The organism is Kitasatospora nipponensis (assembly GCF_039528135.1).
Classification (GTDB): domain Bacteria; phylum Actinomycetota; class Actinomycetes; order Streptomycetales; family Streptomycetaceae; genus Kitasatospora; species Kitasatospora nipponensis.
Genome location: NZ_BAAALF010000005.1, coordinates 91,884 through 117,597, shown reverse-complemented (window position 1 = coordinate 117,597; position 25,714 = coordinate 91,884). Strand labels below are relative to the sequence as shown.

The window sequence follows — 25,714 nt, the reverse complement described above, 5'->3', positions numbered from 1 at the left end:
GGCCGCCCCGCTGCCCGCCGCCCCCGCGGTGCGCACCGTCGCCTCCGGCGCCCCGAAGACCCCGAGCGCCCCCCGGGCGCTGCCCGCCGCGGGCGCCCCCGACCCGGCCCGCGCCCAGCTGCCGCTGGACTGCGGCCCGCTGCCGGTCACCGTCGCGATCAGCTTCGCGGCCGACCTCGGCGACGGCACCCCCAGCACCGTGGTCGCCGCGCACTGCACCGCGGGCAGCGGCACCGCCCCCGACGGCGTCTTCCTGCTCGGCGCCGGCCCCGACGGGCGGCCCGTGGTGCGCGACACGCTGCTGACGTGGCAGGAGGGCCTGAACGTGACCCGCCTCGCGCTGCGCAGCGACGGGACCCTCACCGCCAGCGCCCAGGGCTACTCCACCGCCGACATACCCCGCTGCTGCCCCGACCTGAGGGTGAACCTCAACTGGGCCCGCCAGGGCACCTCGTACGGCCGCACCCAGACCAGTGCCCCGTCGGCCACGGCCTGACGGGGCACCAGTACCGCGGTGGCGCTGTTCAGTCGGCGTCCGGCCCGAAGACCTCGACCCGGTCGCTGACCCGGCGCACGTGGATGCAGTCGCCCGGGCACTCCTTCGCGGAGTCCACCACGTCCTGAAGCACCGTCAGCGGCACCGGCGCGGTGTCGCCCGGCTGCTGGCGCAACTCGTCGTCGGCGCCCTTCACATAGGCGAGCCCGTCGATGTCCAGTTCGAAGACCTCGGGCGCGTACTGCACGCAGATCCCGTCGCCGGTGCACAGGTCCTGATCGATCCACACCTCGAGCGGCTCGCCGGCCGCCGCCGCACTGGTCCCTGACATCTGCTCCTGCCGTTTCTGTCCGGTTGTCCGACGATCCGTCCAGGAGGAACGGTCACGATCGGGTATTGACTCACCCGACCCTACATCCGGCCGCTTTCCGAGGGTGTGCGGTGGGTATCTCCCTGTCAGAGGGGAAGCACACACGGGTGAAGATCGGACACACCCCTTCCGTCTTTCTTGATCTAGGGGTTTACACAGCCCCTGGTCCAGGTAGGGTCTGGAAGCATCCCGCTCCCCAGGAGGAGGTGAGGACCGTGGCAGCCCACGATGACGACTACAACCGCAGTGCCGGCAAGCCCGCCCGTGGTTCCGACGAGGCCGCACAGGTCTCGTACCTCGAGCAGGAGATCGCCGTGCTGCGTCGCAAGCTGGCCGACTCCCCGCGCTCTTCGAGAGTTCTCGAGGACCGGATCGTCGAGCTCCAGACCAATCTGGCCGGCGTGACCGCCCAGAACGAACGGCTCGCATCCACCCTGCGCGAGGCTCGCGACCAGATCGTGGCCCTCAAGGAGGAAGTGGACCGGCTCGCCCAGCCCCCCGCCGGATTCGGCACCTTCCTCAGCCAGAACGGGGACGGTACGGCCGACATCTTCACCGGCGGCCGCAAGCTGCGCGTCAACGTCAGCCCCACGCTCGAACTCGACGAACTGCGCCGGGGCCAGGAAGTCCTCCTGAACGAGGCGCTCAACATCGTCGACGCCTTCGCCTTCGAGTCCATCGGCGACATCGTCACCCTCAAGGAGATCCTCGAGGACGGCGAGCGCGCCCTGGTCACCGGACACACCGACGAGGAGCGGGTGGTCCGGCTCGCCGAGCCGCTGCGCGACGTCACGCTGCGACCCGGCGACGCCCTGCTGATGGAGCCGCGCTCCGGCTACGTCTACGAGGTCGTCCCGAAGTCGGAGGTCGAGGAGCTCGTCCTCGAGGAGGTCCCCGACATCGACTACCGCCAGATCGGCGGTCTCGCCAACCAGATCGAGCAGATCCGCGACGCGGTCGAGCTGCCCTACCTGCACGCCGACCTCTTCAAGGAGTACGAGCTGCGCCCGCCCAAGGGCGTCCTGCTCTACGGCCCGCCCGGCTGCGGCAAGACGCTGATCGCCAAGGCGGTCGCCAACTCGCTCGCCAAGAAGGTGGCCGAGGTCACCGGCCGCCCCCAGGGCAAGAGCTACTTCCTCAACATCAAGGGTCCCGAGCTGCTCAACAAGTACGTCGGCGAGACCGAGCGGCAGATCCGCCTGGTCTTCCAGCGGGCGCGTGAGAAGGCCAGCGAGGGCACGCCCGTCATCGTCTTCTTCGACGAGATGGAGTCGCTCTTCCGCACCCGCGGCTCGGGCGTCAGCTCGGACGTGGAGAACACCATCGTCCCCCAGCTGCTCGCCGAGATCGACGGCGTGGAGGGGCTGGAGAACGTCATCGTGATCGGCGCCTCCAACCGCGAGGACATGATCGACCCGGCGATCCTGCGCCCGGGCCGGCTCGACGTCAAGATCAAGATCGAGCGTCCGGACGCCGAGGCGGCCAAGGACATCTTCTCCAAGTACCTCAAGAACACGCTGCCGTTCCACCCGGACGACCTCAAGGAGCACGAGGGCTCGCTGGAGGGCACCGTCGCCGCCATGATCCAGGCGGTGGTGGAGCGGATGTACACCGAGAGCGAGGACAACCGCTTCCTGGAGGTCACCTACGCCAACGGTGACAAGGAAGTCCTCTACTTCAAGGACTTCAACTCCGGCGCCATGATCCAGAACATCGTGGACCGGGCCAAGAAGATGGCCATCAAGGACTTCCTCGACCACGGCCAGCGCGGTCTGCGCGTCTCCCACCTGCTCGCCGCCTGCGTGGACGAGTTCAAGGAGAACGAGGACCTGCCCAACACCACCAACCCGGACGACTGGGCCCGGATCTCCGGCAAGAAGGGCGAGCGGATCGTCTTCATCCGCACCCTGGTCACCGGCAAGCAGGGTGCCGAGTCGGGCCGCTCGATCGACACCGTCGCCAACACCGGGCAGTACCTGTAGTCCGGCACCGGACCGGCGGAGCGTTGCGCCACCCCGTCCGGCCGGCGGTCCCCGCGGGTCCGCCGGCCGGACGGCGCGTCTGCGGCGGCGGGTGCCGCGGACGCCCGCGGGGGCGCTGCGGGCTCGCCCGCAGCGCGCCAGGCACGACCCGCAGCCGGCGGACCCAGGTCCGTCCGGGTGCGGTGCCACCAGCAGGGACGTCGGTGTCCCGCCCGCTCGGGGCGGGGCGACGGGCAAGGAGGGCCGCATGACCGTAAGGCGCGTGATGGGCATCGAGACCGAGTACGGGATCTCCGTGCCCGGGCACCCCAACGCCAACGCCATGCTCACCTCGTCCCAGATCGTCAACGCCTACGCGGCGGCGATGCACCGGGCGCGCCGCGCCCGCTGGGACTTCGAGGAGGAGAACCCGCTGCGGGACGCCCGAGGCTTCGACCTCGCCCGCGAGGTGGCGGACGCCAGCCAGCTCACCGACGAGGACATCGGCCTGGCCAACATCATCCTCACCAACGGCGCCCGCTTCTACGTCGACCACGCGCACCCCGAGTACAGCTCGCCCGAGGTGACCAACCCGCGCGACGCCGTGCTCTGGGACAAGGCCGGCGAGCGGGTGATGGCCGAGGCGGCAGCCCGCGCCCTGGAACTGCCGAACGGGCAGACCATCCACCTCTACAAGAACAACACGGACAACAAGGGCGCCTCCTACGGCACCCACGAGAACTACCTGATGCAGCGGGCCACCCCGTTCGCCGACATCGTCCGCCACCTGACCCCCTTCTTCGTCTCGCGCCAGGTGGTCACCGGCGCCGGCCGGGTCGGGATCGGCCAGGACGGCTCCGCCAACGGCTTCCAGATCAGCCAGCGCGCCGACTACTTCGAGGTCGAGGTCGGCCTGGAGACCACCCTCAAGCGGCCGATCATCAACACCCGCGACGAGCCGCACGCCGACGCAGAGAAGTACCGCCGGCTGCACGTGATCATCGGTGACGCGAACCTCTCGGAGATCTCCACCTACCTCAAGCTCGGCACCACCTCGCTGGTGCTGGCGATGATCGAGGAGGGGTTCATCGCGGTCGACCTGGCGATCGACCAGCCGGTGCGCACCCTGCACCGGGTCTCCCACGACCCCTCGCTGCAGTACCTGATCACGCTGCGTGGCGGTCGCAAGCTCACCGCTGTCCAGCTCCAGATGGAGTACTGCGAACTGGCCCGCAAGTACGTCGAGGACCGCTACGGCCACTCCGCCGACGAGCAGACCATGGACGTGCTGGCCCGCTGGGAGGACGTGCTGGGCCGGCTCGAGCGGGACCCGATGAGCCTGTCCAAGCAGCTCGACTGGATCGCCAAGAAGGAGCTGCTGGAGGGCTACCGGCAGCGCGACGGCCTGGACTGGGACAACCCGCGGCTGCACCTGGTGGACCTGCAGTACAGCGACGTGCGGGCCGAGAAGGGCCTGTACAACCGGCTGGTCGCGCGCGGCCGCTTCGAGCGGCTGGTGAGCGAGGAGGAGGTGCTGCGGGCCGTCCACAAGCCCCCGGAGGACACCCGGGCCTACTTCCGCGGGCGCTGCCTGGAGCAGTACGCCGAGCACGTCGCGGCGGCCTCCTGGGACTCGGTCATCTTCGACCTGCCGGGCCGCGACTCGCTCCAGCGGGTCCCGACCCTGGAGCCGCTGCGCGGCACCCGCAACCACGTCAAGGAGCTGCTCGACCGCTGCCGCACCGCCGAGGACCTGGTCCGGGTGCTCTCCGGCGGCTAGCCACGGGTCACGAGTCGATCACCACGGGTGAACACCCCGCTGACGGGGAATCATCCAGGTGACGTCCCGACGTTGAACAGAGTGGACGGACCATCGGCGAACTCAGGCGTCCGCGGCACCTCCGCGGACGCCGTGCAAACGGGCAGCGCCAGTCGCCACCCGGTGTATAGGGTTCTGGGCAGCAAGCCCGGACCAACCGTGCCAGACGAATGCGAGCGGGGTGAGGGACATGGCGACCAAGGACACCGGCGGCGGCCAGCAGCGGGCGAACCGCTCGTCCGAAGAGGTCGAGGAGCAGGCCGCGGAGGCCCAGCAGTCCGAGGAGCTCAAGGAGCGCCAGGAGAAGCTGGGCGACGACGTCGACGCGGTACTCGACGAGATCGACGAGGTCCTCGAGTCGAATGCCGAGGATTTCGTCAGGGGATTCGTGCAAAAGGGCGGCCAGTAGGAATTTCCGACCGGCTCAGCTGGAACGGGCTGCAGGTGTGCTCCGGCACGCCTGCAGCCCCGTCCATGGGTGTGCGAAGTGTGGACTCGACCACGACGCGCGCCGAATGGCACCGGGCCGGGAATTCCGCATTTCCCGGCGGGGTCGCGACCCCGCCGGGCCTGCGTCACGGCCCCTCCCCGGGGCCCGCGCACGGCCCGCGTGATCCGTGCGGTGAAATCCGCCGAACATGTGGATCACGACCATGAAACGGGTAGGGTCCGTGGCATCCTCTGCTTCGCTTGCAACGCGGCGCCGGGGCAGATGAGGGACAGTCCCGACGCGCTCCGGCGGGCTGCCGACTACCTGGAAGGAATCGTGTGGAAGCCAACACTCGTGGCACCGGGCGTCTGCCGGCTGCCTTCCTCACCCCCGGATCCTCGTCGTTCATCGACTTCCTGGCGGAGCACTCGCCGCAGCTGCTGCCCGGCGGGCGGGACCTGCCGCAGGGGCTGACCATCGAGGCGCCGCACGGGACCACGATCGTCGCGGCGGTCTTCGACGGCGGCGTGGTGATCGCCGGTGACCGCCGGGCCACCATGGGCAACGTGATCGCCCAGCGCGACATCGAGAAGGTCTTCCCGGCCGACGAGTACAGCGCGGTGGGCATCGCCGGCACCGCGGGCCTGGCCGTCGAGATGGTCCGGCTCTTCCAGCTGGAGCTGGAGCACTACGAGAAGATCGAGGGCACCGTGCTCTCGCTGGAGGGCAAGGCCAACCGGCTGACCACCATGATCCGGGGCAACCTGGGCATGGCGATGCAGGGCCTGGCCGTGGTCCCGCTCTTCGCGGGCTACGACCTCGACCTCGGACGCGGGCGGATCTTCACCTACGACGTCACCGGCGGCCGCTCCGAGGAGCGCGGCTTCGCGGCCACCGGCTCCGGCTCGGTCTTCGCGCGCGGCTCGCTGAAGAAGCTCTACCGCAGTGACCTGACGGGCGACCAGGCCGCCACGCTGGTGGTCCAGGCGCTCTACGACGCGGCCGACGACGACTCCGCCACCGGCGGTCCGGACCTGGCCCGCAAGATCTTCCCGATCGTCTCGCTGATCACCGAGGACGGCTTCCGCCGGCTCTCGGACGACGAGGTGGCGGCCATCGCGCTCTCCATCACGGAGGGCCGCCGCAGCCACCCCGACGGTCCCCAGGCCCCGCTCCTCTAGTCCGCCACCCCACCTCCCCAGAAGGGACGACCGCCGGTGTCCACACCGTTCTACGTCTCGCCCCAGCAGGCCATGGCGGACCGCGCGGAGTACGCCCGCAAGGGCATCGCGCGCGGCCGCAGCGTGGTCGTGCTCACCTACGCCGACGGCATCGTCTTCGTCGCCGAGAACACCTCCCGGGCGCTGCACAAGGTCTCCGAGATCTACGACAAGATCGCCTTCGCGGCCGTCGGCCGCTACAACGAGTTCGAGAACCTGCGGATCGGCGGCGTGCGCTACGCCGACCTGCGCGGATACTCCTACGACCGGGCCGACGTGACGGCCCGTGGGCTGGCCAACGTCTACGCCCAGACGCTCGGCACCATCTTCTCCTCGGTCGGCGAGAAGCCCTACGAGGTGGAGCTGATCGTCGCCGAGGTCGGCCGCACCACCGAGGACGACCAGATCTACCGGCTCACCCCCGACGGCTCGGTGGTGGACGAGCAGAACACCGTGGTGGTCGGCGGCAACGCCGACTCGATCGGCACCTACCTCGGCTCGCGCCACCAGCCCGGCCTGAGCCTGGCGGAGGCGCTCAAGGTGGCCGTGGAGTCGCTGGCGCGCGACCCCAACGGCGGATCGCCGCGCACCCTGACGCCGGAGCAGCTGGAGGTGGCCGTCCTGGACCGCCAGCGGCCCCAGCAGCGCAAGTTCAAGCGGATCCTGGGCAACCAGCTCAGCCGCCTGCTGAGCGGCGACGAGACGGCCGCCGGTGACGACGAGGAGGCCGCGGCCCCCGCCGCGTCCGACGCCGGGTCGAGCGCCGGCGAGACCGCCGCGGAGAGCACCGGGTCGAGCGCCCCGGAGGCGGCCGACACGGACGAGTAGCCGACCCCGACCCCACCCGTGCCCGTGGGACACGGCGCCTGACGCGCCGTGTCCCACGGGCACGGGCGCGTGCGGCGGGGCCGCCGGATCCGTGATCCGATTGGCGCAGCGGAAACGGTTTCAGAACGGGCCGCGCAGCGTAAAGTCCATGCATGGACCGCCGAATTTTCGGGCTGGAGAACGAGTACGGCGTCACGTGTACGTTCCGGGGACAACGGCGTCTGTCTCCGGACGAGGTGGCCAGATACCTCTTCCGCCGCGTAGTTTCCTGGGGCCGCAGCAGCAATGTGTTCCTGCGCAATGGCGCCCGCCTGTATCTCGATGTCGGTTCGCATCCGGAGTACGCCACTCCGGAGTGCGACGACGTCACCGAACTGGTGACGCACGACAAAGCGGGCGAACGCATCCTCGAGGGCCTCCTGGTGGACGCCGAACGGCGCCTGCACGAGGAGGGCATCGCCGGGGACGTCTACCTCTTCAAGAACAACACCGACTCCGCCGGCAACTCCTACGGCTGCCACGAGAACTACCTGGTGGCCCGGCACGGGGAGTTCTCCCGGCTGGCCGACGTGCTGATCCCGTTCCTGGTGACCCGACAGCTGATCTGCGGGGCGGGCAAGGTGCTGCAGACCCCGCGCGGCGCGGTCTACTGCGTCAGCCAGCGGGCCGAGCACATCTGGGAGGGCGTCAGTTCGGCGACCACCCGGTCGCGACCGATCATCAACACCCGCGACGAGCCGCACGCGGACGCCGAGCGCTACCGCCGGCTGCACGTGATCGTCGGGGACTCGAACATGTCGGAGACCACCACCCTGCTGAAGGTGGGCGCCACCGACCTGGTGCTGCGCCTGATCGAGGCGGGCGTGGTGATGCGTGACCTGACGCTGGAGAACCCGATCCGGGCGATCCGCGAGGTCAGCCACGACCTCACCGGCCGCCACCAGGTCCGGCTCGCCAACGGGCGCGAGGCGAGCGCCCTGGAGATCCAGGAGGAGTACTACGAGAAGGCGCTGGAGTTCGCCGACCGCAAGGGGCTGAACACCGGCACGGTGGGCCGGGTGCTGGAGCTGTGGGGCCGCACCCTGGAGGCGGTGCGCACCGAGGACCTGGCCAAGGTCGGCACCGAGATCGACTGGATCATGAAGTACCAGCTGATCGAGCGGTACCGCGAGAAGCACCAGATGAGCATGTCGAACCCGCGGGTCGCCCAGATCGACCTGGCGTACCACGACATCCACCGCCGCCGCGGGCTCTTCTACCTGCTGCAGAACAAGGGGCAGGCGAAGCGGGTGACCACCGACCTGCTGACCTTCGAGGCGAAGTCGGTGCCGCCGCAGACCACCCGGGCCCGGCTGCGCGGGGACTTCATCCGCCGGGCCCAGGAGCAGCGCCGCGACTTCACGGTGGACTGGGTGCACCTGAAGCTGAACGACCAGGCGCAGCGCACGGTGCTCTGCAAGGACCCGTTCCGTTCGGTGGACGAGCGGGTGGAGAAGCTGATCGCCGGTATGTGACGCCACCGTGCCGACGGAACGTCACCGGCACCGCGCCGGTGACGCCGCGTCACCAACGCCTCCCGGGGGAGGTGATCGATCCGTGTGATTGATCACCTCCCCCGCCGCATGTCCGCGTCGCCTTCCCGTTATCCCTCATGGTCAGCGCCTAGGGTGGTCGAGCTCGTCCCGTTTCTGCTCGACCCCGCTCGACCGACAGTGAGGAACCCCGTGCGACGGACCGCCGGCCTGCTCGTAGTCCTGCCGATGCTGGTGCTGGCGGCCTGCAGCAGCAGCTCGCCCGTGAAGAGCGGCCCCTCGCCGGCGCCGACGAGCTCCGCGCCGGCGGTGCCCAGTCCGGTCGCCTCCGCCTCGCCGATGCCGACGGTGAGCGGGGACGTGGGCAGCAAGGCGGTGATCACGCTGCCGCCCGGGCAGCCCAGCGGCCAGTTCGTGGTGAGCACGGTGAGTGAGGGCGAGGGTGCCACCGTCAACCGCGGCGACTGGGTGACGGTGAACTACACCGCGAAGAACTGGACCACCGGCAAGGACGTGCCGAGCTCGTACGACGCGGGGTCCAAGCCGCAGCTCTACCAGGCGGGGATCGGGCAGCTGGTGCCGGCCTTCGACCAGAGCGTGGTGGGCCACAAGGTGGGCAGCCGGATGCTGGTGGTCGCGCCGCCGGCGGCGGCCTTCGGCGACCAGGGCAACACGCAGCTGGGGGTCGGCAAGGGCGACACGGTGGTCTTCGTGCTGGACATCCTGGAGGACGTCCCGCAGGACTCGGTGGTGACCGGGACGGTCACGCCGCCGCCGGCGAACCTGCCGCAGGTCAAGGAGAACGGCAAGGCCGCCCCGACGATCACCATCCCGCAGGGCGTGCCGGCGCCGACCGACCTGCAGACCTCGGTGCTGATCAAGGGCGACGGCAAGCCGGTGAAGTCGGGCCAGACGGTGCTGGTGCAGTACACCGGGGTGCTCTACAGCAACGGGCAGCAGTTCGACAGCTCCTGGAACCACGGCGGGGCGCAGGCCCTGCAGATCGGCACCGGCAGCGTGATCGAGGGCTGGGACAAGGGACTGGTGGGCCAGAGCGTGGGCAGCCAGGTGCTGCTGGTGGTCCCGCCGGCGCTCGGGTACAAGGACCAGGCACAGAACGGTATCCCTGCGAACTCGACGCTGGTTTTCGTGATCGACATCCTGGAAGCTGTGTAGTCCGTGGTCGAGGTGGGCCGGTGGCGGTCGTTGTCCTTCGGGCGAGTGTTCCCCGTGTGTCATGGACACCCGGTGAGTGCCCGTCCTCAGGGTGAGCTGACATACTGCTGCCGATTCGCACAGCGGCGAGCGATCTGGCGAGCGATCTGATGGCGAGGATGGGGAGTCATGGCTGAGAATCCGACGGGCCCGAGCGAGGCCGACACCGCGAGTGGCGCGGTCGCCGACCCGGCGGCCCCCCGGCCCGGGGGCCCGTTGCCGGGAGACGGCGAGTCCATCGTGATCCCGCCGTCGATTCTCAAGCAGCAGGCGGGCTGGGCCGCGCCCGGCCAGTCGGCGCCGGTGGCCCCGGGCCTCAAGCCGGAGGAGCCGCAGGTCTTCGCCTCCACCGTGCGCAAGCAGGACTTCTCCGAGGCGGACTACGAGAACGTCAGCAGCGGCGGCAAGCTCGGCGTGGTGCTGGGCGTGGTGCTGGCGGTGCTGCTGGTCGGCAGCGGCGTGGGCCTGTACGTGGTGACCAAGGGGCAGGACAGCAAGTCCACCAAGGCCGCCGATTCGGCCACCAGCGCCCCGAGCGCGCCCGCGCAGCCGAGCGCCCCGCCGGTGCCGCCGATCAAGACGGACGCCAAGGTGCTGCCCGAGATCAGCGGCGACTTCGGCAAGAAGGCGACCATCACGCTGCCGCAGGGCCAGTCGGACGGCAGCTTCGTGGTCAAGGCGGTCTCCGAGGGCGACGGCGCCAAGGCGGACAAGGGCTCCTGGATCACCGCCGACTTCACGCTGAAGGACTGGACCACCGGCAAGGACATCCAGGGCTCCTACGACAGCGGCCAGCCGCAGCTCTTCCAGGCGGGCCTGGGCAAGCTGATCCCGGCGCTGGACGCCTCGGTGGTGGGGCACAAGGCGGGCAGCCGCCTGCTGGTGGTCGCCCCGCCGGCGGCGGCCTTCGGTGACCAGGGCAACCCGCAGCTGGGCCTGGGCGCCAAGGACGACCTGGTGATGGTGGTGGACATCCAGCGGGTGAGCGCCCCCAACGCGCGGGTGAGCGGCGACGTGACCCCGCCGCCGGCCGACTTCCCGGCGGTGAAGGACAACGGCGCCAAGGCCGACGACATCACCCCGCCGGCGAACGTCACCGACCCGACCGACCTGAAGACCGCGGTGCTGATCCAGGGCAAGGGCCCCAAGGTCGCCAGCGGTGAGAAGGTCGTCGTGCAGTACACCGGCGCGCTGCTCAAGGACGGCAAGAAGTTCGACTCCTCGCTGGACCGCGGCTCGGCCTTCAGCTTCGTCACCGGTGGCGGCAGCGTCATCGAGGGCTGGGACAAGGGCGTGGTGGGCCAGAACGTGGGCAGCCGCATCGAGCTGGTGATCCCGGCGGCGATGGCCTACAAGGACCAGGCGCAGAACGGGATCCCGGCGAACTCCTCGCTGGTGTTCGTGATCGATATCCTGGACGCCGGAGTCGGTTCGCCCGACGCCGGGTGACCATAATGGGGTGACCGGCTCGGGGCGACCCGCGGCCGGGCCTGATCTGCACAGGCGGCGGACGGTCGTACGGTGGTTCCTGACGGAGCTGCGGCACGACGGTCCGCCGCCGTGCTGTGTACTGGACGAGGCCGCCCCCAGGCGGCTGACGAGAAGAGGCAGTTGTGACTCAGAAGACGAAGCCGGAGATCGACTTCCCGGGCGGCGAGGCGCCGACCGAGCTGCAGATCCGCGACATCGTGGTGGGCGACGGCGCCGAGGCCAAGCCCGGCGCGATGGTCGAGGTCCACTACGTCGGCGTGACCTTCGCCAGCGGCGAGGAGTTCGACGCCAGCTGGAACCGCGGCAGCTCCTTCAAGTTCCCGCTCGGCGGCGGCCGGGTCATCAAGGGCTGGGACGAGGGCGTCGTCGGCATGAAGGTCGGCGGCCGTCGCGAGCTGATCATCCCGGCGAACAAGGCCTACGGCAACCAGTCGCCGACCCCGCTGATCCCGCCGGGCTCGACCCTGATCTTCGTGGTCGACCTGCTCGCGGTCTGACGCACCGTCGGCAGTGGCCGCACCCCGGGGGCCGGTCGGCCCGGCGGGGTGCGGCCACCGCCGTCAGGACTCGGCTTTCGCCGCAGGTCCCGGTACCGGTACGGTCGGGTCGCCGGGTCAAGATTCCCGGTGTGGCAACCCCCGCGCGGCGCGGGACACCGGAAGGGTCAGCGATGGCGATCGCCAAGGCAGAGCGGCTGATGAACCTCGCCCTGTGCCTGATGAACACCAGGAGGCCGCTCTCCAAGCGGGAGCTGCGGGAGTCCGTGGAGGCCTACCGGGAGGCCTGGCAGCACGGCAGCGAGGACGCCTTCAACCGGATGTTCGAACGGGACAAGGACGACCTGCGCGAGCTGGGCCTGGTGATCGACGTCGACGAGAACACCCTGGACGGCGAGGCCGGCTACCTCGCCCGCCCGGACCGCAACCGGCTGCCCGAGATCGCGCTGGACGCCGAGGAGGCGGCCGCGCTGAGCCTGGCGGCCCGGGTCTGGCAGCAGGCCAGGCTCTCGGGTGCCGCCAGCGGCGCGCTGCAGAAGCTGCGGGCGGCCGGGGTGCCGTTCGGCGAGGACCAGGCGCAGGAGCGCACCGCGCTGGAGCCGTACATCCCGGCCCGTGAGGCCGCCTTCGAGCCGCTGCTGATCGCCGCCCGGGACCGTCGCCCGGTCGCCTTCGAGTACCGCAAGGCGGGCGCGGCGGCCACCGAGCCGCGCACCGTGGAGCCGTGGGCGCTGGAGTGCTGGCGCGGGCACTGGTACCTGGCCGGCTGGGACCGCGACCGCGCCGCGGTGCGGGTCTTCCGGCTGAGCCGGATCACCGGGCGGGTCCGTTCGCGCTCGGGCGCCTTCACCGCGCCGATCCCCGAGCACGTGGACGTGCGCGCGCACGTGGCCCGGTTCGCGGGCGAGGGCGCCACCGCCACGGCCACCGTCCGGGTGCGCCGCGGGGCGGCCTTCCCGCTGCGCAGCAAGGCGCTGACGGTCCGTCAGGCGGACGGCGAGTGGGACGAGTTGGAGATCCCCTACGGGCACGGCCTGGGGGCCGGCCTGGCCGAGTTCGGCCCCGACCTGGTGGTGCTGGGCCCCGAGGACCTGCGCGCCGACGTGATCGACCGGCTGCGCGCGGTGGCCGGCCTGGCCGGCGAGCCGGCGGGCCCCGGGGCCGAGCCGGCGCAGGGACCCACCACCGAAGGAGCGCACGCGTGAACGCCATCGACCAGACCCGGCGGATGCTCTCGCTGGTCACCTACCTGCGCGAGCGCCCGGGCGCCGAGGTCGCCGAGGTGGCCCGGGCCTTCGGGATCACCGAGCGCGAGCTGATCGCGGACCTCAACGTGCTGCCGATGTGCGGCACCAGCTTCCGCGGCGGCGACCTGCTGGACATCGACACCGACGGCGAGCGGATCTGGTGGCACAACGTCGACGACGTGGCCCAGCCGCTGCGCCTGGCCGCCGACGAGGCGACCGCACTGCTGGTGGCCGCGCGCGCGGTGGCCGGGCTGCCGGGCCTGCGCGAGCGCGACCGGCAGGCGCTGACCCGCGCCGTCGCCAAGATCGAGAACGCCGCCGGTGAGAGCGCCGAGGGCAGCGCCCGGGTCGGGGTGACCTTCGAGGCCGAGGGCCAGGTCTTCGCCGACATCGACCGCGCGCTCAGCGAGGGCCGCCGGATCTGGCTGCGGTACTACTCCGCCGGGCGCGGCGGGATGACCGAGCGCGAGGTGGACCCGATCCGGCTGGTCACCGAGGGGCACACCTACCTGGACGGCTGGTGCCGCACCTCGGAGGACCGTCGGCTCTTCCGGCTCGACCGGGTGGCCGAGATCCGGATCCTGGACGCGCCGGCCGACCCGCCGCGGCTCGAGCCGCGCGACCTGTCCCAGGGCCTGGTCAACCCGGCCGCCGACGACCCGGAGGTGGTCGTCGAGGTGGGGCCGGCCGGCCGCTGGGTCGCCGAGTACTACCCGCACGACGCGGCCGAGGAGCTGCCCGACGGCGGCCTGCGGATCACCCTGCGCAGCTCCGACCCCTCCAGCCTGCGCAGCCTGGCGCTGCGGCTGGGGCGCGACGGGCGGATCGTGGCGCCGCTGCCGCTGGCCGAGCAGGCCCGGGCGGCGGCGCTGGCCGCGCTCGCCGGCTACCGGGTCTGGCCGGCGGACGGGACGGACTGAGCCGTGGAGCCGTCGCAGACCAGATTCAAGGTCTACTGCTCGCAGTGCCGCGAGAAGGTGGAGCTGAGCGCCTCCGAGTTCCGCCTGGCGCTGGGCCGCACCAAGGAGCGGACCTTCTACAGCTTCACCTGCCCCGCCTGCGGGGCGGCGGTGCGCAAGCCGGCCGGGGAGAAGATCGTGGCGGCGCTGGTCGACGCCGGGGTCTCCACCATGCGGCTGGTCCAGGTCGAGGGATAGGGACGGCGAGAGGTGGAGGACGGCATGCCGTGGACGCTGGTGGGCGCGGTGGCGCTGGCCACCGCAGGACTGCTGGTGCTGGGGGTGCTGGCGATGCGCCTGTGGCTGGACGTGCGGGGCCTGGCCCGTGAGGTGGACACCGCCACCCGTTCGCTGGCCGGCGCGGCCGAGGAGCTGGACCGCGCGGTCCGCGGCTGAGCCGGGCGGCGCGCCGGTCGGTGCACGGCGCGGCGAACGGTCGGTGCGCCGGTCGGTGCGCCCCCAATCTTCACCTGCTCGTGAGGAGAGGGGGTCTCGTTGCCCCCTCGCGCGCGGGTTAGGCTCTCACCGTGGCCCCGGTGCATCCGCGGCCGCACCGTACCCGTCCACCCAGCGGCCGGGGTCCCGCGGGACCCGGTGCACCGCTCCGGCCGAGAAGGTTGTTGCCCATGGGCAGGATCCTGGCGTTCCTGGTCATCGCCCTGATGGCGGCGGTCTTCTTCGGCGGCAAGCGGCTGCCCGACCTGGCCCGCGCGGTCGGGCGCTCGCTGCGCATCCTCAAGAGCGAGACGGCCGCGCTGCGCGACGAGTACCAGGACGAGTACACCAAGAAGCCGGTCGAGGCCGCCGAGGCCACACTGGACACCGCCAGGACCATCAAGGCCGCACCCGGTGATGCCTCCACCGCACGGCCGGTCACCGAGCAGAAGCCCGGTCGGCCGCACTGAGCGTCCGGCCGGTCCCTCCGTGGCCCGCCACCCGGCCGGCCGCGACGCACGAGTCTGAGGACCGGGGTTGAGCAAGTCTTCCAAGCAGCCGAAGGATCCCGACGGACGGATGTCCCTGGGCGACCACCTTCGCGAACTGCGGAACCGGCTGGTCAAGTCGGTTCTGGCAGTCGTGGCGTGCACGATCGCGGCGTTCTTCTTCAAGGACCAGCTGCTGCACTTCCTGATGAACCCGGTGCCCAACTGCGCCACCGTCGCGCCCGACTTCAAGGGCCACTGCGCACAGGTGGCGGTCATCGGCGTCACGCAGCCGTTCAACCTCACCCTGAAGGTCTGCCTGACCGCCGGCCTGGTGGCCGCGGTCCCGGTCTGGCTCTACCAGCTGTGGGCGTTCGTCTCGCCGGGCCTGCACCGCAGTGAGCGGCGCTACTCGCTCTCCTTCCTGGTGGTCGGCACCCCGCTCTTCCTGAGTGGCGTGGCCTGCGCCTACCTGCTGATGCCCACCACGATCGAGGTGCTGGGCTCGTTCACCCCCAAGGGTGCGCAGCAGATCCTGCCGGTGGAGAACTACCTCGACATCGCCACCCGGATGGTGCTGGTCTTCGGCCTGGCCTTCGAGTTCCCGCTGCTGCTGGTGATGCTGAACTTCGGCGGGGTGCTCTCCGGCAAGCGGATGCTCGGCTGGTGGCGCGGCATGGTGATGGCGATCACCGTCTTCGCGGCCGTCGCCACGCCGAGCGCCGACCCGCTGAGCATGCTGGCGCTGGCCGCGCCGATCTGGCTGCTCTTCTTCCTCGCGGTGGGCATCTCGCTGCTCAACGACCGGCGCAAGCGCCGGCGCAACCCGGACGCCGACCTCTCCGACGAGGAGGCCTCGCACGTGGACCTGAGCGTGGAGGGCGTGGGCGGCCCGGAGGCGGTCGAGGCGTCCGGCCCGGCAGCGGCCTCGCCGACGCCGGTGGCCTCGGTGCCGGCGGCCCGCAGTGAGCACGTGGACGACGACATCACCTGATCCCAGCCGCTCGACAGGCGCCCCCGGCCGCCTCCCCGGCCGGGGGGGGGCGGCTGCTTTTCGCAGGTGTGCAGCACGCCGGCGAGCGGGACGCGGGCGAGCCGAGCGGAATCACGGCAGGTGGGGGGAGGGGGAGCGGGTGGCGCGCGCCGTCTTGGCAGCCCAATGACAATGTGACATATTACTGACGTGCTCACGAGACCTAGCCACGACGTCGTGGTGATCGGCGCCGGCGTCGTCGGCGCCGCCTGCGCGTTCTACGCCGCTCGGGCCGGCCTGTCGGTGGCGGTCGTCGACCGCGGCCCGGTGTCCGGTGGAACCACCGGCGCCGGTGAGGGCAACCTGTTGCTCTCCGACAAGGCGCCCGGCCCCGAGCTCGACCTCGCCCGGCTCTCCGCCGGGCTCTGGACCGAGCTGGCCGAGGAGCTGCCCGAGTCCATCGAGTACGAGGCCAAGGGCGGCCTGGTGGTGGCCGGTGACCCGGCCGGCCAGGCGGCCCTGCGCGCCTTCGCCGACGACCAGCGCGCCGCCGGGGTGACGGCGCACGAGGTGGCCGCCGACCGGCTGCACGACTTCGAGCCGCACCTGGCCCCGGGTCTGGCCGGCGGGTTCCATTACCCGCAGGACGCCCAGGTCCAGCCCGCGCTGGCCGCCGCCCACCTGCTGCGCGCCGCCCGCCGGGCCGGCGCCGTGGTCCACCTGGGGGAGGGCGTCACCGGGCTGCCGACCGGTCGCGACGGGGCGCTGCGCGCGGTGCGCACCGAGCGGCGCGAGCTGGCCGCGCGCGCGGTGGTGAACGCGGCCGGCACCTGGGGCGGGGAGGTGGCGGCGCTGGCCGGGGCGCACCTGCCGGTGCTGCCGCGGCGCGGCTTCGTGCTGGTCACCGAGCCGCCGCCGCGCCTGGTGCTGGACCTGGTCTACGCGGCCGACTACGTGGCCGACGTGGCGAGCGGCTCGGCCGCGCTGCAGACCTCCGGGGTGGTCGAGGGCACGCCCTCGGGGCCCGTGCTGATCGGCGCCAGCCGCGAGCGGGTCGGCTTCGACCGCACCCTCTCGCTGGAGGTGCTGCGCCGGCTGGCCGGGCAGGCCGCCGCGCTCTTCCCGGTGCTCGCCGACGTGCGGGTGCTGCGCGCCTACCGGGGGTTCCGCCCCTACCTGCCGGACCACCTGCCGGCGATCGGCGCCGATCCGCGGGTCCCGGGCCTGTACCACGCCTGCGGCCACGAGGGTGCGGGCATCGGCCTGGCACCGGCCACCGGGCGGCTGCTCAGCGAACTCCTGACGGGCAAGGAGCCGGCGCTGGACCTGGCGCCCTTCGCCCCCGACCGCTTCGTCGCCTGACCCGCCCGCCCCCGCCCGGAGCCGCCCGCCCCCGCGGCCCGTCCCACCCGACCGCCCCTCGCGCAGAACGGACCCCAGCCATGCGCCGTACCCCCGCCGAGCTGGTCGGGGCCGATCCCGGACCGGCCCACACTATCGACTTCGACGGCCGCCCGATCCCCGCCCTGCCCGGGCAGAGCATCGCGGCCGCGCTCTGGGCCCAGGGCATCCTGGCCTGGCGCACCACCCGGGTCGGCGGCCGTCCGCGCGGGGCCTTCTGCGGCATCGGCGCCTGCTACGACTGCCTGGCCACCGTCAACGGCCACCCCAACCAGCGCACCTGTCTGCTCCCGGCCGAGCCGGGGGACACCGTCACCACCCAGGAGGGCCACGGCCGTGCCGACCTCGCGATCTGAGCCCACGGGCGACCCGGCGACCCACCAGGACCCGCCCTTCGAGCCGCCTTTCGACCTGGCGGTGATCGGCGCGGGCCCGGCGGGCCTGGCCGGCGTGGTGGCCGCCGCCGACCGCGGGCTGCGCTGCGTCCTGCTGGACGCCGGGGCGCGCACCGGCGGGCAGTTCTACCGTCATCCGGCGCCCGCGCTGCGCGCCGCCCACCCCGAGCGGCTGCACCACCACTGGTCCACCTTCACCGCCCTGCGCGAGCGGCTGGAGCGGCACCTGGCGGGCGGGCGGATCGTCCACCTGACCCGGCACCAGGTCTGGGCGCTGGAACGCGCCGCCGCGCCGACCGGAACCGCGGAGGCGGGGCGCGAAGCCGGCCCGGGGTGGCGCCTGCACGCTTCGAAGGGCGAGCAGGGCGAGGGCCGGGCGCTGGTGACCGCGGCGGCCGTCCTGCTGGCCGCCGGCGCCTACGCGCGCCAGCTGCCGTTCCCCGGCTGGACGCTGCCCGGCGTGGTGACCGCGGGCGGCGCGCAGGCGATGCTCAAGGCCGGCCTGGTGCTGCCGGGGCGCCGGGTGGTGGTCGCGATCAGCGGCCCGCTGCTGCTGGCCGCCGCCGCCTCGCTGACCGCGGCCGGCGCCACGGTCCCGGCCGTGGTCGAGGCGGGCGACTACCTCGGCTACGCGCGCCGCCCCGGCGTGCTCGCCGCCGTCCCCGGCAAGCTGCTGGAGGGCGCCGTGCACGGACTGGCGCTGGCCCGGCACGGGGTGCGGCTGCGCCGCTCCAGCGCGGTGGTCGAGGCGCACGGCAGCGAGCGGGTGAACGCGGTGACGGTGGCGGCCCTGGACGCCGACTGGCGCCCGGTGCCCGGCACCGAGCGGTGGATCGCCTGCGACGCGGTCGCGGTGGGCCACGGCCTGGTCCCGCAGATCGAACTCGCCACCGAGCTGGGCGCGGCCACCCGCGCGGTGGCGGACGGCACCGTCGCGCTGCGGGTGGACGGGCACCAGCGCACCACCGTGCCCGGGCTCTGGGCCGCGGGCGAGACCTGCGGGGTGGGCGGCGCCGAACTGGCCGTCGCCGAGGGCGAGCTGGCGGCGATCTCGGTGGCCGGCGCGCGGGCCCACGCGTCCGACGCCCCCATCGCGCCGGGCGCGCTGCTCGCGCGCCGACGGCGGCTGCGGGCCTTCGCCGACCTGATGGCCGCCGCGCACCGCCCGGGGGCGGGCTGGACCGGCTGGCTGCGCCCGGAGACCGAGGTCTGCCGGTGCGAGGAGGTCCCCGCGCAGCGGATCCGGGAGGCGGTCGAGGACCTGGGCGCCACCGACGCGCGCACCGTCAAGCTGCTCACCCGGGCCGGCATGGGCTGGTGCCAGGGCCGGATGTGCGGCGCGGCGGTGGCCTGCCTGGCCGGGCAGGCCGAACCGACCGCGGATCGCCGTCCGCTCTCCTGCCCGGTCCGGCTCGGCGACCTGGCCGCCCTGCCGCCCGCCTGACGCCCGCCCCGGGCCCTGCCTCCATCCCCTTTTCCCCGGCCACCGCTCGGCCGTTCCACGACCGGCCGGGGGAGGTGGGCGCGCGCCGCTCTTGCGCCCCGCCCTCGCCCCGCTATAAAATGTCACACCTCACCAAGGAGAAATGCTCGTGACCCACCCCACACACGACCGCACTCGTCCCTGGCGCGGCATCATGGTCGCCACCACGCTGCCGATGCGCGCCGACCTCTCCGTCGACTACGACGCCTACGCCGAGCACGTCCGCCGTCTGATCGACGCGGGCTGCGACGGCGTGGTCCCCAACGGCTCGCTCGGCGAGTACCAGACGCTCACCGCCGAGGAGCGCGCGAAGGTCGTCGAGACGGCCGTGGAGGCCGCCGGCGACGGCGCCCGCGTGATGCCCGGCGTCGCCGCCTACGGCAGCGCCGAGTCCCGCCGCTGGACCGAGCAGGCCGCCGAGCCCGGCCCCGGCTCGGTGCTGCTGCTGCCGCCGAACGCCTACCGGGCCGACGCGGCCGCCGTGCGCGCGCACTACGCCGAGGTCGCCAAGGCCGGGCTGCCGATCGTGGCCTACAACAACCCGATCGACACCAAGGTCGACCTGACCCCCGCCCTGCTGGCCGAACTGCACGGCGCGGGCGACATCGTGGCCGTCAAGGAGTTCAGCGGCGACGTGCGGCGGGCCTACGAGATCGCCGAGCTGGCCCCGGGCCTGGACCTGCTGATCGGCGCCGACGACGTGCTGCTCGAGCTGGCGCTGGCGGGCGCGGTCGGCTGGATCGCCGGCTACCCCAACGCGCTGCCGGAGGCCTCGGTGGCGCTCTACCGGGCCGCCGTCACCCAGGACCTGGCCACCGCGCTGCCGCTGTACAAGGCGCTGCACTCGCTGCTGCGCTGGGACTCCAAGACCGAGTTCGTCCAGGCGATCAAGCTCTCGATGGACATCGCGGGTCTGCCCGGGGGCCCGGTCCGCGCCCCGCGCGCGCCGCTCACCCCCGCGATCGAGGCCGCCGTGCGGGCCGCCACCGAGAAGGCCCTGGCCGAAGGTCTCAGCTGAGATCCGCGGCCGAGGCCGGTCCGCGAAGGCGGATCAGCCGAGCCCTCCGACCGGTCGAGGCCGGTCGGGAACCACCGCCGTGAGGCCGGCCCGCGTGGCGCGGGCCGGCCCGCCTCACCCCGCCGTCCGACGAAGGGCCACCGATGCGTACCCGCCACGTCTTCCACGCCGTCGACTCGCACACCGAGGGCATGCCCACCCGGGTGATCACCGGCGGGTTCGGTGTCATCCCCGGCGCCACCATGGCCGAGCGCCGGGTGCACTTCCAGGAGCACCTGGACAGCTTCCGCACGCTGCTGATGTACGAGCCGCGCGGCCACGCCTCGATGAGCGGGGCGATCCTGCAGCCGCCGACCCGTCCGGACGCGGACTTCGGGGTGCTCTTCATCGAGGTCTCCGGCCTGCTGCCGATGTGCGGACACGGGACCATCGGGGTGGCCACCGTCCTGGTGGAGACCGGCATGGTGCCCGTCGTCGAGCCGGTCACCACGGTGCGACTGGACACCCCGGCCGGCCTGGTCACCGCCGACGTGCGGGTGGAGAACGGCGCCGCCACCGCCGTCACCATCCGCAACATCGCCTCCTTCGCGGTCGCGCTGGACCAGAAGATCGAGGTGCCCGGCTGGGGCACGGTCAGCTACGACCTGGCGTACGGCGGCAACTTCTACGCGATTCTGCCGCTGGCCGAGTTCGGGCTGCCCTTCGAGATCGAGCGCAAGCAGGACCTGCTGCGCGCGGGGCTGGCCCTGATGGACGCCATCAACACCAGTGCCGCGCGCCCGGTCCACCCGCTGGACCCGTCCTTCCACAGCGTGCACCACGTCAACCTGCTGGCACCGGGCTCCACCGCCGAGCACTCCCGGCACGCGATGGCCATCCACCCCGGCTGGTTCGACCGTTCGCCCTGCGGCACCGGCACCAGCGCCCGGATGGCCCAGCTGCACGCCCGCGGCGAGCTCCCGCTGCACCGCGACTTCGTCAACGACTCCTTCATCGGCACCAGCTTCACCGGCCGCCTGATCGAGGAGACCGAGGTGGCCGGCCGTCCCGCGGTCATCCCCACCGTCACCGGGCGGGCCTGGCTCACCGGCACCGCCCAGTACTTCCTCGACCCCACCGACCCGTTCCCCGGAGGGTTCCTCCTGTGACCGTCACCGTCACCTCCCACAACCCCGCCGACCCCACCGACCTGGTGGTCGAGGTCCCGGCCCCCGGCGCCTTCGGCACCATCGCCGCCATCGAGCGGGCCCGCTCGGCCCAGGGCGGCTGGCAGTCCGCCGGCGCCGCCGCCCGCTCGGCCGCGCTGAGCCGGGCCGCCGACGCCGTCGAGGCGCACGCCGAGGAGCTGGCCGCGCTGGCCGAGCGCGAGGTGGGCAAGCCGCTCGCCGAGGCGCGCGGGGAGGTGGCCCGTACGGTGGCGATCCTGCGCTACTACGCCCAGGCGCCGTACGCGCCCTCCGGCGCCGTGCACGAGACCGCGGCCGGTCAGGGCCTGCTCTTCACCCGTCGCCGCGCCCACGGCGTGGCGGGGCTGATCACGCCGTGGAACTTCCCGCTCGCCATCCCGGTCTGGAAGGCGGCGCCGGCCCTGGCGGTCGGCAACACCGTGGTGCTCAAGCCCGCGCCCGAGGCCACCGCCTGCGCGCTGCGGCTGGCGGAGCTGCTGGCGCTGCCCACCGACGTGCTGAGCGTCGTGCCGGGCGGCGCGGAGGAGGGCGCGGCGCTGGTCTCGGCCGTCGACGTGGTCTCCTTCACCGGCTCCACCGCCACCGGGCAGGCCGTCATCCGCACCGCCACCGAGCGCGGGGTGCCGGTGCAGGCGGAGATGGGCGGGCTGAACGCGGCCATCGTGCTGCCGGACGCCGACATCGAGCAGGCCGCCGCGCAGCTGGCCTTCGCGATCGCCGGCTACGCGGGGCAGAAGTGCACCGCCACCAGCCGGGTGATCGCGGTCGGCACGGCGCTGGAGCCGCTGCGCGGGGCGCTGGTCAAGGCGCTGGCGGCGGCGGTGGACTGCGGTCCGGTGATCAACGAGGCCGCCCGCCGGCGCCTGACCGGGGCGATCACCTCGGCGGTCGAGGGCGGCGCGCAGCTGCTGGCCGGCGGGCGCAGCCCCGAGCGGGCGGGCTGGTTCATCGAGCCGACGCTGCTGGCCGAGGTCGCCGAGGGCCACCCGCTGCTGACCGAGGAGTTCTTCGGTCCGCTCGCGGTGCTGGTGCCGGCCGCCGACCTGGACGAGGCGATCGCGCTGGCCAACGACACCCGGCACAGCCTGGCCACCTCCGTGCACACCCGTGACCTGGACACCGCGCTGGCCGCCGCGGACCGGCTGGCGGCCGGCATGATCCGGGTCAACGCGCCCTCCAGCGGCGTCGACTTCCACCTGCCGTTCGGCGGGGCCAAGGGCGCCTCCTACGGCGCGCGCGAGCAGGGGCAGGCCGCGCTGGACTTCTACACCGCGAGCCGCACCGTCTCCGTGCTGCCCGCCGGCAGCCCGCGATGAGCGCCGGCGGCGGACCGCTGGTGGTGCGCACCGTCGACTACCACGCGGCGGGCGAGCCGTTCCGGATCGTCACCGAGGGCCTGCCGCCGACGCCCGGGGACAGCGTCGCCGAGCGCCGGGCGATCGCCATCGGCGCCGGCGGCAGCCCCACCGCCCCGCGCCCGGGCCGCCTGGACACCGTGCGGCAGCTGCTCACCCGTGAGCCGCGCGGCCACCCGGGGATGTACGGCGGGTTCCTGGTGCCGCCGGACGACGGGGAGGCGCACCTGGGCGTGCTCTTCTTCCACAAGGACGGCTACTCGACGGCCTGCGGCCACGGCACCATCGCGCTCGGCGCCTGGGCCGTGGACAGCGGCCTGGTCGAGGCCCCCGACGACGGCACGGTCCGGGTGCGGATCGACGTGCCGTCCGGTCGGGTCACCGCGCTGGTGCACCGCGCCGGCGGGCGCACCGGCGCGGTGACCTTCCGCAACGTGCCGACGCGGGTGGTGGCCCGCAAGCTGCCGGTCGCCACCTCGGTCGGCACGCTGGAAGTCGACCTGGCCGACTCCGGCGCCTGCTACGCCTCGTACGCCGTCCCCGAGGTCTCCACCGCCGCGCTGCCCGGTCTCGTCGCCCTGGGCCGCGAGATCCGCGCGGCGCTGGTGGACCGGTACGACCTGTACGGGGTGGTCTTCCACCAGGAGCTGCCCGACACGCCGACCGGGCCCAGCCAGCGCAACGTCACCGTCTTCGCCGACGGGCAGGTCGACCGCTCGCCGTGCGGCTCGGGCACCTCGGCGCGGCTGGCGCTGCTGGCCGCGGACGGCCTGATCGGGCCCGGCGACGAGCTGCGGCACGAGTCGGTGATCGGTACCGTCTTCACCGGCCGGACGGTCGGTGAGCACCCGCGGGGCGGGCTGCTCACCGAGGTGACCGGCCAGGCCCACCGCACCGGCGAGCACCGGTTCGTGCTGGAGGAGTTCGACGAGCTCGGGACGGGGTTCCTGCTGCCATGACGGATCACCGGGAAGCCGCCGGGTCGGGCGTGGCCGGGGCGGGTGTGGCCGCGGCAGGTGTGGAGCGGGCGGATGGCGAGGGGGCGCTGCCGGTCCTCGCGGTCGACCTGACGCCCGAGCAGGCCCGGGCGGCGCTGGCCGCCGTGCTGCACGAGGGGCTGGACCCCGAGTCCTGCCCGGCGCGCAGTGGCGTGCCCGTGCCGGCCGGCGAGCTGCTGCTGATGCCGGCCGCGGCCGGCGGGTACGCGGGCGTGAAGATCGCCGGGGTGGCCCCGGACAACCCGGCGCGCGGGCTGCCCCGGATCACCGGCAGCTACCTGCTGCTGGACGGCGCCACCCTGCTGCCGCTCGCCCTGCTGGACGGCGCCGCGCTCACCGCGCTGCGCACGCTGGCCGTCACCGCGCTCGCCCTCGACCTGCTGGCGGCGCCGCAGGCGGAGCACCTGGTGCTCTTCGGGGCCGGGCCGCAGGCGTTCGGGCACCTGGAGGCGCTGGGCGCGGTGCGGCCGCTGCGGCGGGTCACCGTGGTGGCCCGCCGGGCCGCGGCGGCGGCCGCGCTGGTCGACCACGCCCGCGCGCTGGGGCTGGACGCGGTGGCCGGCGGGCCGCAGGCGGTGGCCACCGCGGACCTGGTGGTCTGCTGCACGACCTCGGCCGAGCCGCTCTTCGACGGCGCGCTGGTCCCCGACCACGCGGCGGTCGCGGCGATCGGTTCGCACGCACCGGACGGGCGCGAGACGGACGAGCACCTGGTGCGGCGCGCGGCCTGCTTCGTGGAGGCCCGCACGGTGGCCCGGCGCGAGGCGGGCGACCTGCTGCTCGCCCTGTCGCCGCACGCCAGCGGGCAGTGGACCAACCTGGCCGAACTGGTCGCGGGCGGCGCTGCCGTCCCGATGGACCGGCCGCGGTTCTTCAAGAGCGTCGGGATGGCCTGGCAGGACCTCGCGGTCGCCGCCGAGCTGCACCGCAGGTACCTGGCAGCGCGGTGAGGGCGGGCGCGGAGAGCCCGGCGAGAGGGGTGCGAGAGGGGGCGGCGGCCGGGGTCTTCGGCCTGCCGCACCCGGGTGTCACAGACTGTTTCCCGGAACGGCATTCCCCTGACAAGACGTCAGGGTGCATGATGGGCGTTTGAGCGGGCCCCTCGTGGTGAATGATCAAAGCAACGTGACATTGTACGCTGGTGCTCCGCACCTTTCGGAGGACCGCAGTGACCGAGTCAAAGCCCCGCCCCCTCATCTCCGTCCAGGAGCGCCTGCGCGACCAGGTCGCCCACGCACTGCGGGCCGCACTGATCTCGGGCGAACTGCGCCCCGGTGTCGTGTACTCCGCCCCGGCGCTGGCCGCCGACTTCGGCGTCTCGGCCACCCCGGTCCGTGAGGCCATGCTCGACCTGGCCCGCGAGGGCCTGGTCGAGGCCGTGCGTAACAAGGGTTTCCGGGTCACCGAGATGACCGAGCGCGACCTCGACGACTTCACCGAGATCCGCGCGCTGATCGAGGTCCCCACGGTCGGCCGGGTCACCCGTGGCGCGACCGGCGACCAGCTGGAGGCGCTGCGCCCGGTCGCCCAGCAGATCGTGGCCGCCGCCCGCAAGCACGACCTGATCGGCTACCTGGAGGCGGACCGCCAGTTCCACCTCACGCTGCTGGGGCTCGCGGGCAACGCGCGACTGGTCGAGGTGGTCGGCGACCTGCGCAAGCGCTCGCGCCTCTACGGCCTGACCCGCCTCGACCAGCGCGGCGACCTGGTCTCCTCCGCCGAGGAGCACCTGGAGCTGCTCGACCTGATGATCGCCGGCGACGCGGAGGCCGCCGAGGCCTGCATGGCCCGCCACCTGGGCCACATCCGCTCGCTGTGGGCGGCGGGTCGTGAGGAGGCCGAGGAGGAGAAGCCGGCCCTGCGCCTGGGCTCCCGCCAGGGCACGGTGGCGGGCTGACCCCGTCCGAGTGAACGGC

Annotated in this window: 26 protein-coding genes and 1 pseudogene; 26 read left to right on the top strand and 1 reads right to left on the bottom strand. The window is 73.1% G+C overall.

Going from position 1 to position 25,714, the window contains the following annotated elements; genetic code table 11:
- Nucleotides 1–496 (top strand): hypothetical protein (locus tag ABD323_RS03125; protein ID WP_344438772.1); only part of this gene is annotated, 496 nt, incomplete at its 5' end.
- Nucleotides 497–524: 28 nt separating this feature from the next.
- Here the strand turns inward: ABD323_RS03125 and ABD323_RS03120 are convergent.
- Nucleotides 525–827: a ferredoxin gene (locus tag ABD323_RS03120; RefSeq protein ID WP_344438770.1), complete on the bottom strand. Its 303-nt coding sequence runs from the start codon at nt 825–827 to the stop codon at nt 525–527.
- A 254-nt stretch (nt 828–1,081) separates the two neighbouring features.
- Here ABD323_RS03120 and arc point away from each other — a divergent pair, with 254 nt between their 5' ends.
- The 25 genes and pseudogenes from arc to ABD323_RS02995 all read left to right on the top strand — a co-directional run bounded on the left by arc (nt 1,082) and on the right by ABD323_RS02995 (nt 25,695).
- On the top strand, nt 1,082–2,848 hold the full coding sequence (arc, locus tag ABD323_RS03115; protein WP_344438767.1) for a proteasome ATPase: 1,767 nt from the start codon (nt 1,082–1,084) through the stop codon (nt 2,846–2,848).
- Between the two features lie 247 nt (nt 2,849–3,095).
- The gene (dop, locus tag ABD323_RS03110; RefSeq protein WP_344438763.1) at nt 3,096–4,607 is read left to right on the top strand and encodes a depupylase/deamidase Dop; all 1,512 of its coding nucleotides are present in this window, start codon (nt 3,096–3,098) and stop codon (nt 4,605–4,607) included.
- A 229-nt stretch (nt 4,608–4,836) separates the two neighbouring features.
- Entirely contained in the window at nt 4,837–5,055 is a 219-nt protein-coding gene (locus ABD323_RS03105; RefSeq protein ID WP_344438760.1) for a ubiquitin-like protein Pup, read from the top strand.
- A gap of 222 nt (nt 5,056–5,277) precedes the next feature.
- Nucleotides 5,278–5,460, top strand: a pseudogene (locus ABD323_RS03100) (endonuclease VII domain-containing protein); the annotation flags it as partial.
- Complete coding sequence (gene prcB / locus ABD323_RS03095; RefSeq protein WP_344438757.1) at nt 5,415–6,257, top strand: proteasome subunit beta; 843 nt, start codon at nt 5,415–5,417, stop codon at nt 6,255–6,257. The pseudogene ABD323_RS03100 and the gene prcB, both read left to right, overlap by 46 nt.
- 36 nt (nt 6,258–6,293) lie before the next feature.
- On the top strand, nt 6,294–7,124 hold the full coding sequence (prcA, locus tag ABD323_RS03090) for a proteasome subunit alpha (RefSeq protein WP_344438755.1): 831 nt from the start codon (nt 6,294–6,296) through the stop codon (nt 7,122–7,124).
- Nucleotides 7,125–7,276: 152 nt separating this feature from the next.
- Entirely contained in the window at nt 7,277–8,638 is a 1,362-nt protein-coding gene (gene pafA, locus ABD323_RS03085; RefSeq protein WP_344438752.1) for a Pup--protein ligase, read from the top strand.
- A gap of 210 nt (nt 8,639–8,848) precedes the next feature.
- On the top strand, nt 8,849–9,832 hold the full coding sequence (locus ABD323_RS03080; protein WP_344438750.1) for an FKBP-type peptidyl-prolyl cis-trans isomerase: 984 nt from the start codon (nt 8,849–8,851) through the stop codon (nt 9,830–9,832).
- 168 nt (nt 9,833–10,000) lie between these two features.
- A complete protein-coding gene (locus ABD323_RS03075; protein ID WP_344438747.1) occupies nt 10,001–11,320 on the top strand; it encodes an FKBP-type peptidyl-prolyl cis-trans isomerase in 1,320 nt (439 codons plus the stop codon).
- Between the two features lie 164 nt (nt 11,321–11,484).
- The gene (locus tag ABD323_RS03070; RefSeq protein WP_344438745.1) at nt 11,485–11,859 is read left to right on the top strand and encodes an FKBP-type peptidyl-prolyl cis-trans isomerase; all 375 of its coding nucleotides are present in this window, start codon (nt 11,485–11,487) and stop codon (nt 11,857–11,859) included.
- 173 nt (nt 11,860–12,032) lie between these two features.
- Nucleotides 12,033–13,064: a helix-turn-helix transcriptional regulator gene (locus ABD323_RS03065; protein ID WP_344438742.1), complete on the top strand. Its 1,032-nt coding sequence runs from the start codon at nt 12,033–12,035 to the stop codon at nt 13,062–13,064.
- Between the two features lie 23 nt (nt 13,065–13,087).
- A complete protein-coding gene (locus tag ABD323_RS03060; RefSeq protein WP_344438786.1) occupies nt 13,088–14,026 on the top strand; it encodes a helix-turn-helix transcriptional regulator in 939 nt (312 codons plus the stop codon).
- 3 nt (nt 14,027–14,029) lie between these two features.
- Complete coding sequence (locus ABD323_RS03055; RefSeq protein WP_344438740.1) at nt 14,030–14,263, top strand: hypothetical protein; 234 nt, start codon at nt 14,030–14,032, stop codon at nt 14,261–14,263.
- A 24-nt stretch (nt 14,264–14,287) separates the two neighbouring features.
- Nucleotides 14,288–14,461, top strand: coding sequence for a hypothetical protein (locus tag ABD323_RS03050; RefSeq protein WP_344438738.1), 174 nt, complete (start codon nt 14,288–14,290; stop codon nt 14,459–14,461).
- Nucleotides 14,462–14,691: 230 nt separating this feature from the next.
- Nucleotides 14,692–14,970: a twin-arginine translocase TatA/TatE family subunit gene (locus tag ABD323_RS03045; RefSeq protein ID WP_344438736.1), complete on the top strand. Its 279-nt coding sequence runs from the start codon at nt 14,692–14,694 to the stop codon at nt 14,968–14,970.
- A gap of 67 nt (nt 14,971–15,037) precedes the next feature.
- The gene (gene tatC / locus ABD323_RS03040) at nt 15,038–15,982 is read left to right on the top strand and encodes a twin-arginine translocase subunit TatC (RefSeq protein WP_344438734.1); all 945 of its coding nucleotides are present in this window, start codon (nt 15,038–15,040) and stop codon (nt 15,980–15,982) included.
- Between the two features lie 189 nt (nt 15,983–16,171).
- A complete protein-coding gene (locus tag ABD323_RS03035; RefSeq protein WP_344438732.1) occupies nt 16,172–17,323 on the top strand; it encodes an NAD(P)/FAD-dependent oxidoreductase in 1,152 nt (383 codons plus the stop codon).
- Nucleotides 17,324–17,403: 80 nt separating this feature from the next.
- A complete protein-coding gene (locus ABD323_RS03030) occupies nt 17,404–17,718 on the top strand; it encodes a (2Fe-2S)-binding protein (protein WP_344438730.1) in 315 nt (104 codons plus the stop codon).
- Nucleotides 17,699–19,201 (top strand): FAD/NAD(P)-dependent oxidoreductase, encoded by a 1,503-nt coding sequence (locus ABD323_RS03025; RefSeq protein WP_425555841.1) that lies wholly within the window; start codon nt 17,699–17,701, stop codon nt 19,199–19,201. The genes ABD323_RS03030 and ABD323_RS03025 overlap by 20 nt, the downstream gene beginning before the upstream one ends.
- A 193-nt stretch (nt 19,202–19,394) precedes the next feature.
- Nucleotides 19,395–20,258: a dihydrodipicolinate synthase family protein gene (locus ABD323_RS03020; RefSeq protein ID WP_344438782.1), complete on the top strand. Its 864-nt coding sequence runs from the start codon at nt 19,395–19,397 to the stop codon at nt 20,256–20,258.
- 143 nt (nt 20,259–20,401) lie between these two features.
- A complete protein-coding gene (locus ABD323_RS03015) occupies nt 20,402–21,406 on the top strand; it encodes a proline racemase family protein (protein ID WP_344438727.1) in 1,005 nt (334 codons plus the stop codon).
- Entirely contained in the window at nt 21,403–22,761 is a 1,359-nt protein-coding gene (locus ABD323_RS03010) for an aldehyde dehydrogenase family protein (protein WP_344438725.1), read from the top strand. Before ABD323_RS03015 ends, ABD323_RS03010 begins: the two co-directional genes overlap by 4 nt.
- Complete coding sequence (locus ABD323_RS03005; protein ID WP_344438723.1) at nt 22,758–23,759, top strand: proline racemase family protein; 1,002 nt, start codon at nt 22,758–22,760, stop codon at nt 23,757–23,759. The genes ABD323_RS03010 and ABD323_RS03005 overlap by 4 nt, the downstream gene beginning before the upstream one ends.
- Nucleotides 23,756–24,748, top strand: coding sequence for an ornithine cyclodeaminase family protein (locus ABD323_RS03000; protein WP_344438721.1), 993 nt, complete (start codon nt 23,756–23,758; stop codon nt 24,746–24,748). Before ABD323_RS03005 ends, ABD323_RS03000 begins: the two co-directional genes overlap by 4 nt.
- Before the next feature lie 218 nt (nt 24,749–24,966).
- Nucleotides 24,967–25,695 (top strand): GntR family transcriptional regulator, encoded by a 729-nt coding sequence (locus ABD323_RS02995; protein WP_344438719.1) that lies wholly within the window; start codon nt 24,967–24,969, stop codon nt 25,693–25,695.
- Nucleotides 25,696–25,714 lie beyond the last annotated feature (19 nt).

What these genes read in the sequence shown, in the direction of transcription:
- ABD323_RS03120 (WP_344438770.1), bottom strand. Translation starts at nt 827, where the DNA reads ATGTCAGGGACCAGTGCGGCGGCGGCCGGCGAGCCGCTCGAGGTGTGG.
- dop (WP_344438763.1), top strand. Translation starts at nt 3,096, where the DNA reads ATGACCGTAAGGCGCGTGATGGGCATCGAGACCGAGTACGGGATCTCC.
- ABD323_RS03105 (WP_344438760.1), top strand. Translation starts at nt 4,837, where the DNA reads ATGGCGACCAAGGACACCGGCGGCGGCCAGCAGCGGGCGAACCGCTCG.
- pafA (WP_344438752.1), top strand. Translation starts at nt 7,277, where the DNA reads ATGGACCGCCGAATTTTCGGGCTGGAGAACGAGTACGGCGTCACGTGT.
- ABD323_RS03075 (WP_344438747.1), top strand. Translation starts at nt 10,001, where the DNA reads ATGGCTGAGAATCCGACGGGCCCGAGCGAGGCCGACACCGCGAGTGGC.
- ABD323_RS03065 (WP_344438742.1), top strand. Translation starts at nt 12,033, where the DNA reads ATGGCGATCGCCAAGGCAGAGCGGCTGATGAACCTCGCCCTGTGCCTG.
- ABD323_RS03060 (WP_344438786.1), top strand. Translation starts at nt 13,088, where the DNA reads ATGCTCTCGCTGGTCACCTACCTGCGCGAGCGCCCGGGCGCCGAGGTC.
- ABD323_RS03050 (WP_344438738.1), top strand. Translation starts at nt 14,288, where the DNA reads ATGCCGTGGACGCTGGTGGGCGCGGTGGCGCTGGCCACCGCAGGACTG.
- ABD323_RS03045 (WP_344438736.1), top strand. Translation starts at nt 14,692, where the DNA reads ATGGGCAGGATCCTGGCGTTCCTGGTCATCGCCCTGATGGCGGCGGTC.
- ABD323_RS03030 (WP_344438730.1), top strand. Translation starts at nt 17,404, where the DNA reads ATGCGCCGTACCCCCGCCGAGCTGGTCGGGGCCGATCCCGGACCGGCC.
- ABD323_RS03020 (WP_344438782.1), top strand. Translation starts at nt 19,395, where the DNA reads ATGGTCGCCACCACGCTGCCGATGCGCGCCGACCTCTCCGTCGACTAC.
- ABD323_RS03015 (WP_344438727.1), top strand. Translation starts at nt 20,402, where the DNA reads ATGCGTACCCGCCACGTCTTCCACGCCGTCGACTCGCACACCGAGGGC.
- ABD323_RS03005 (WP_344438723.1), top strand. Translation starts at nt 22,758, where the DNA reads ATGAGCGCCGGCGGCGGACCGCTGGTGGTGCGCACCGTCGACTACCAC.
- ABD323_RS03000 (WP_344438721.1), top strand. Translation starts at nt 23,756, where the DNA reads ATGACGGATCACCGGGAAGCCGCCGGGTCGGGCGTGGCCGGGGCGGGT.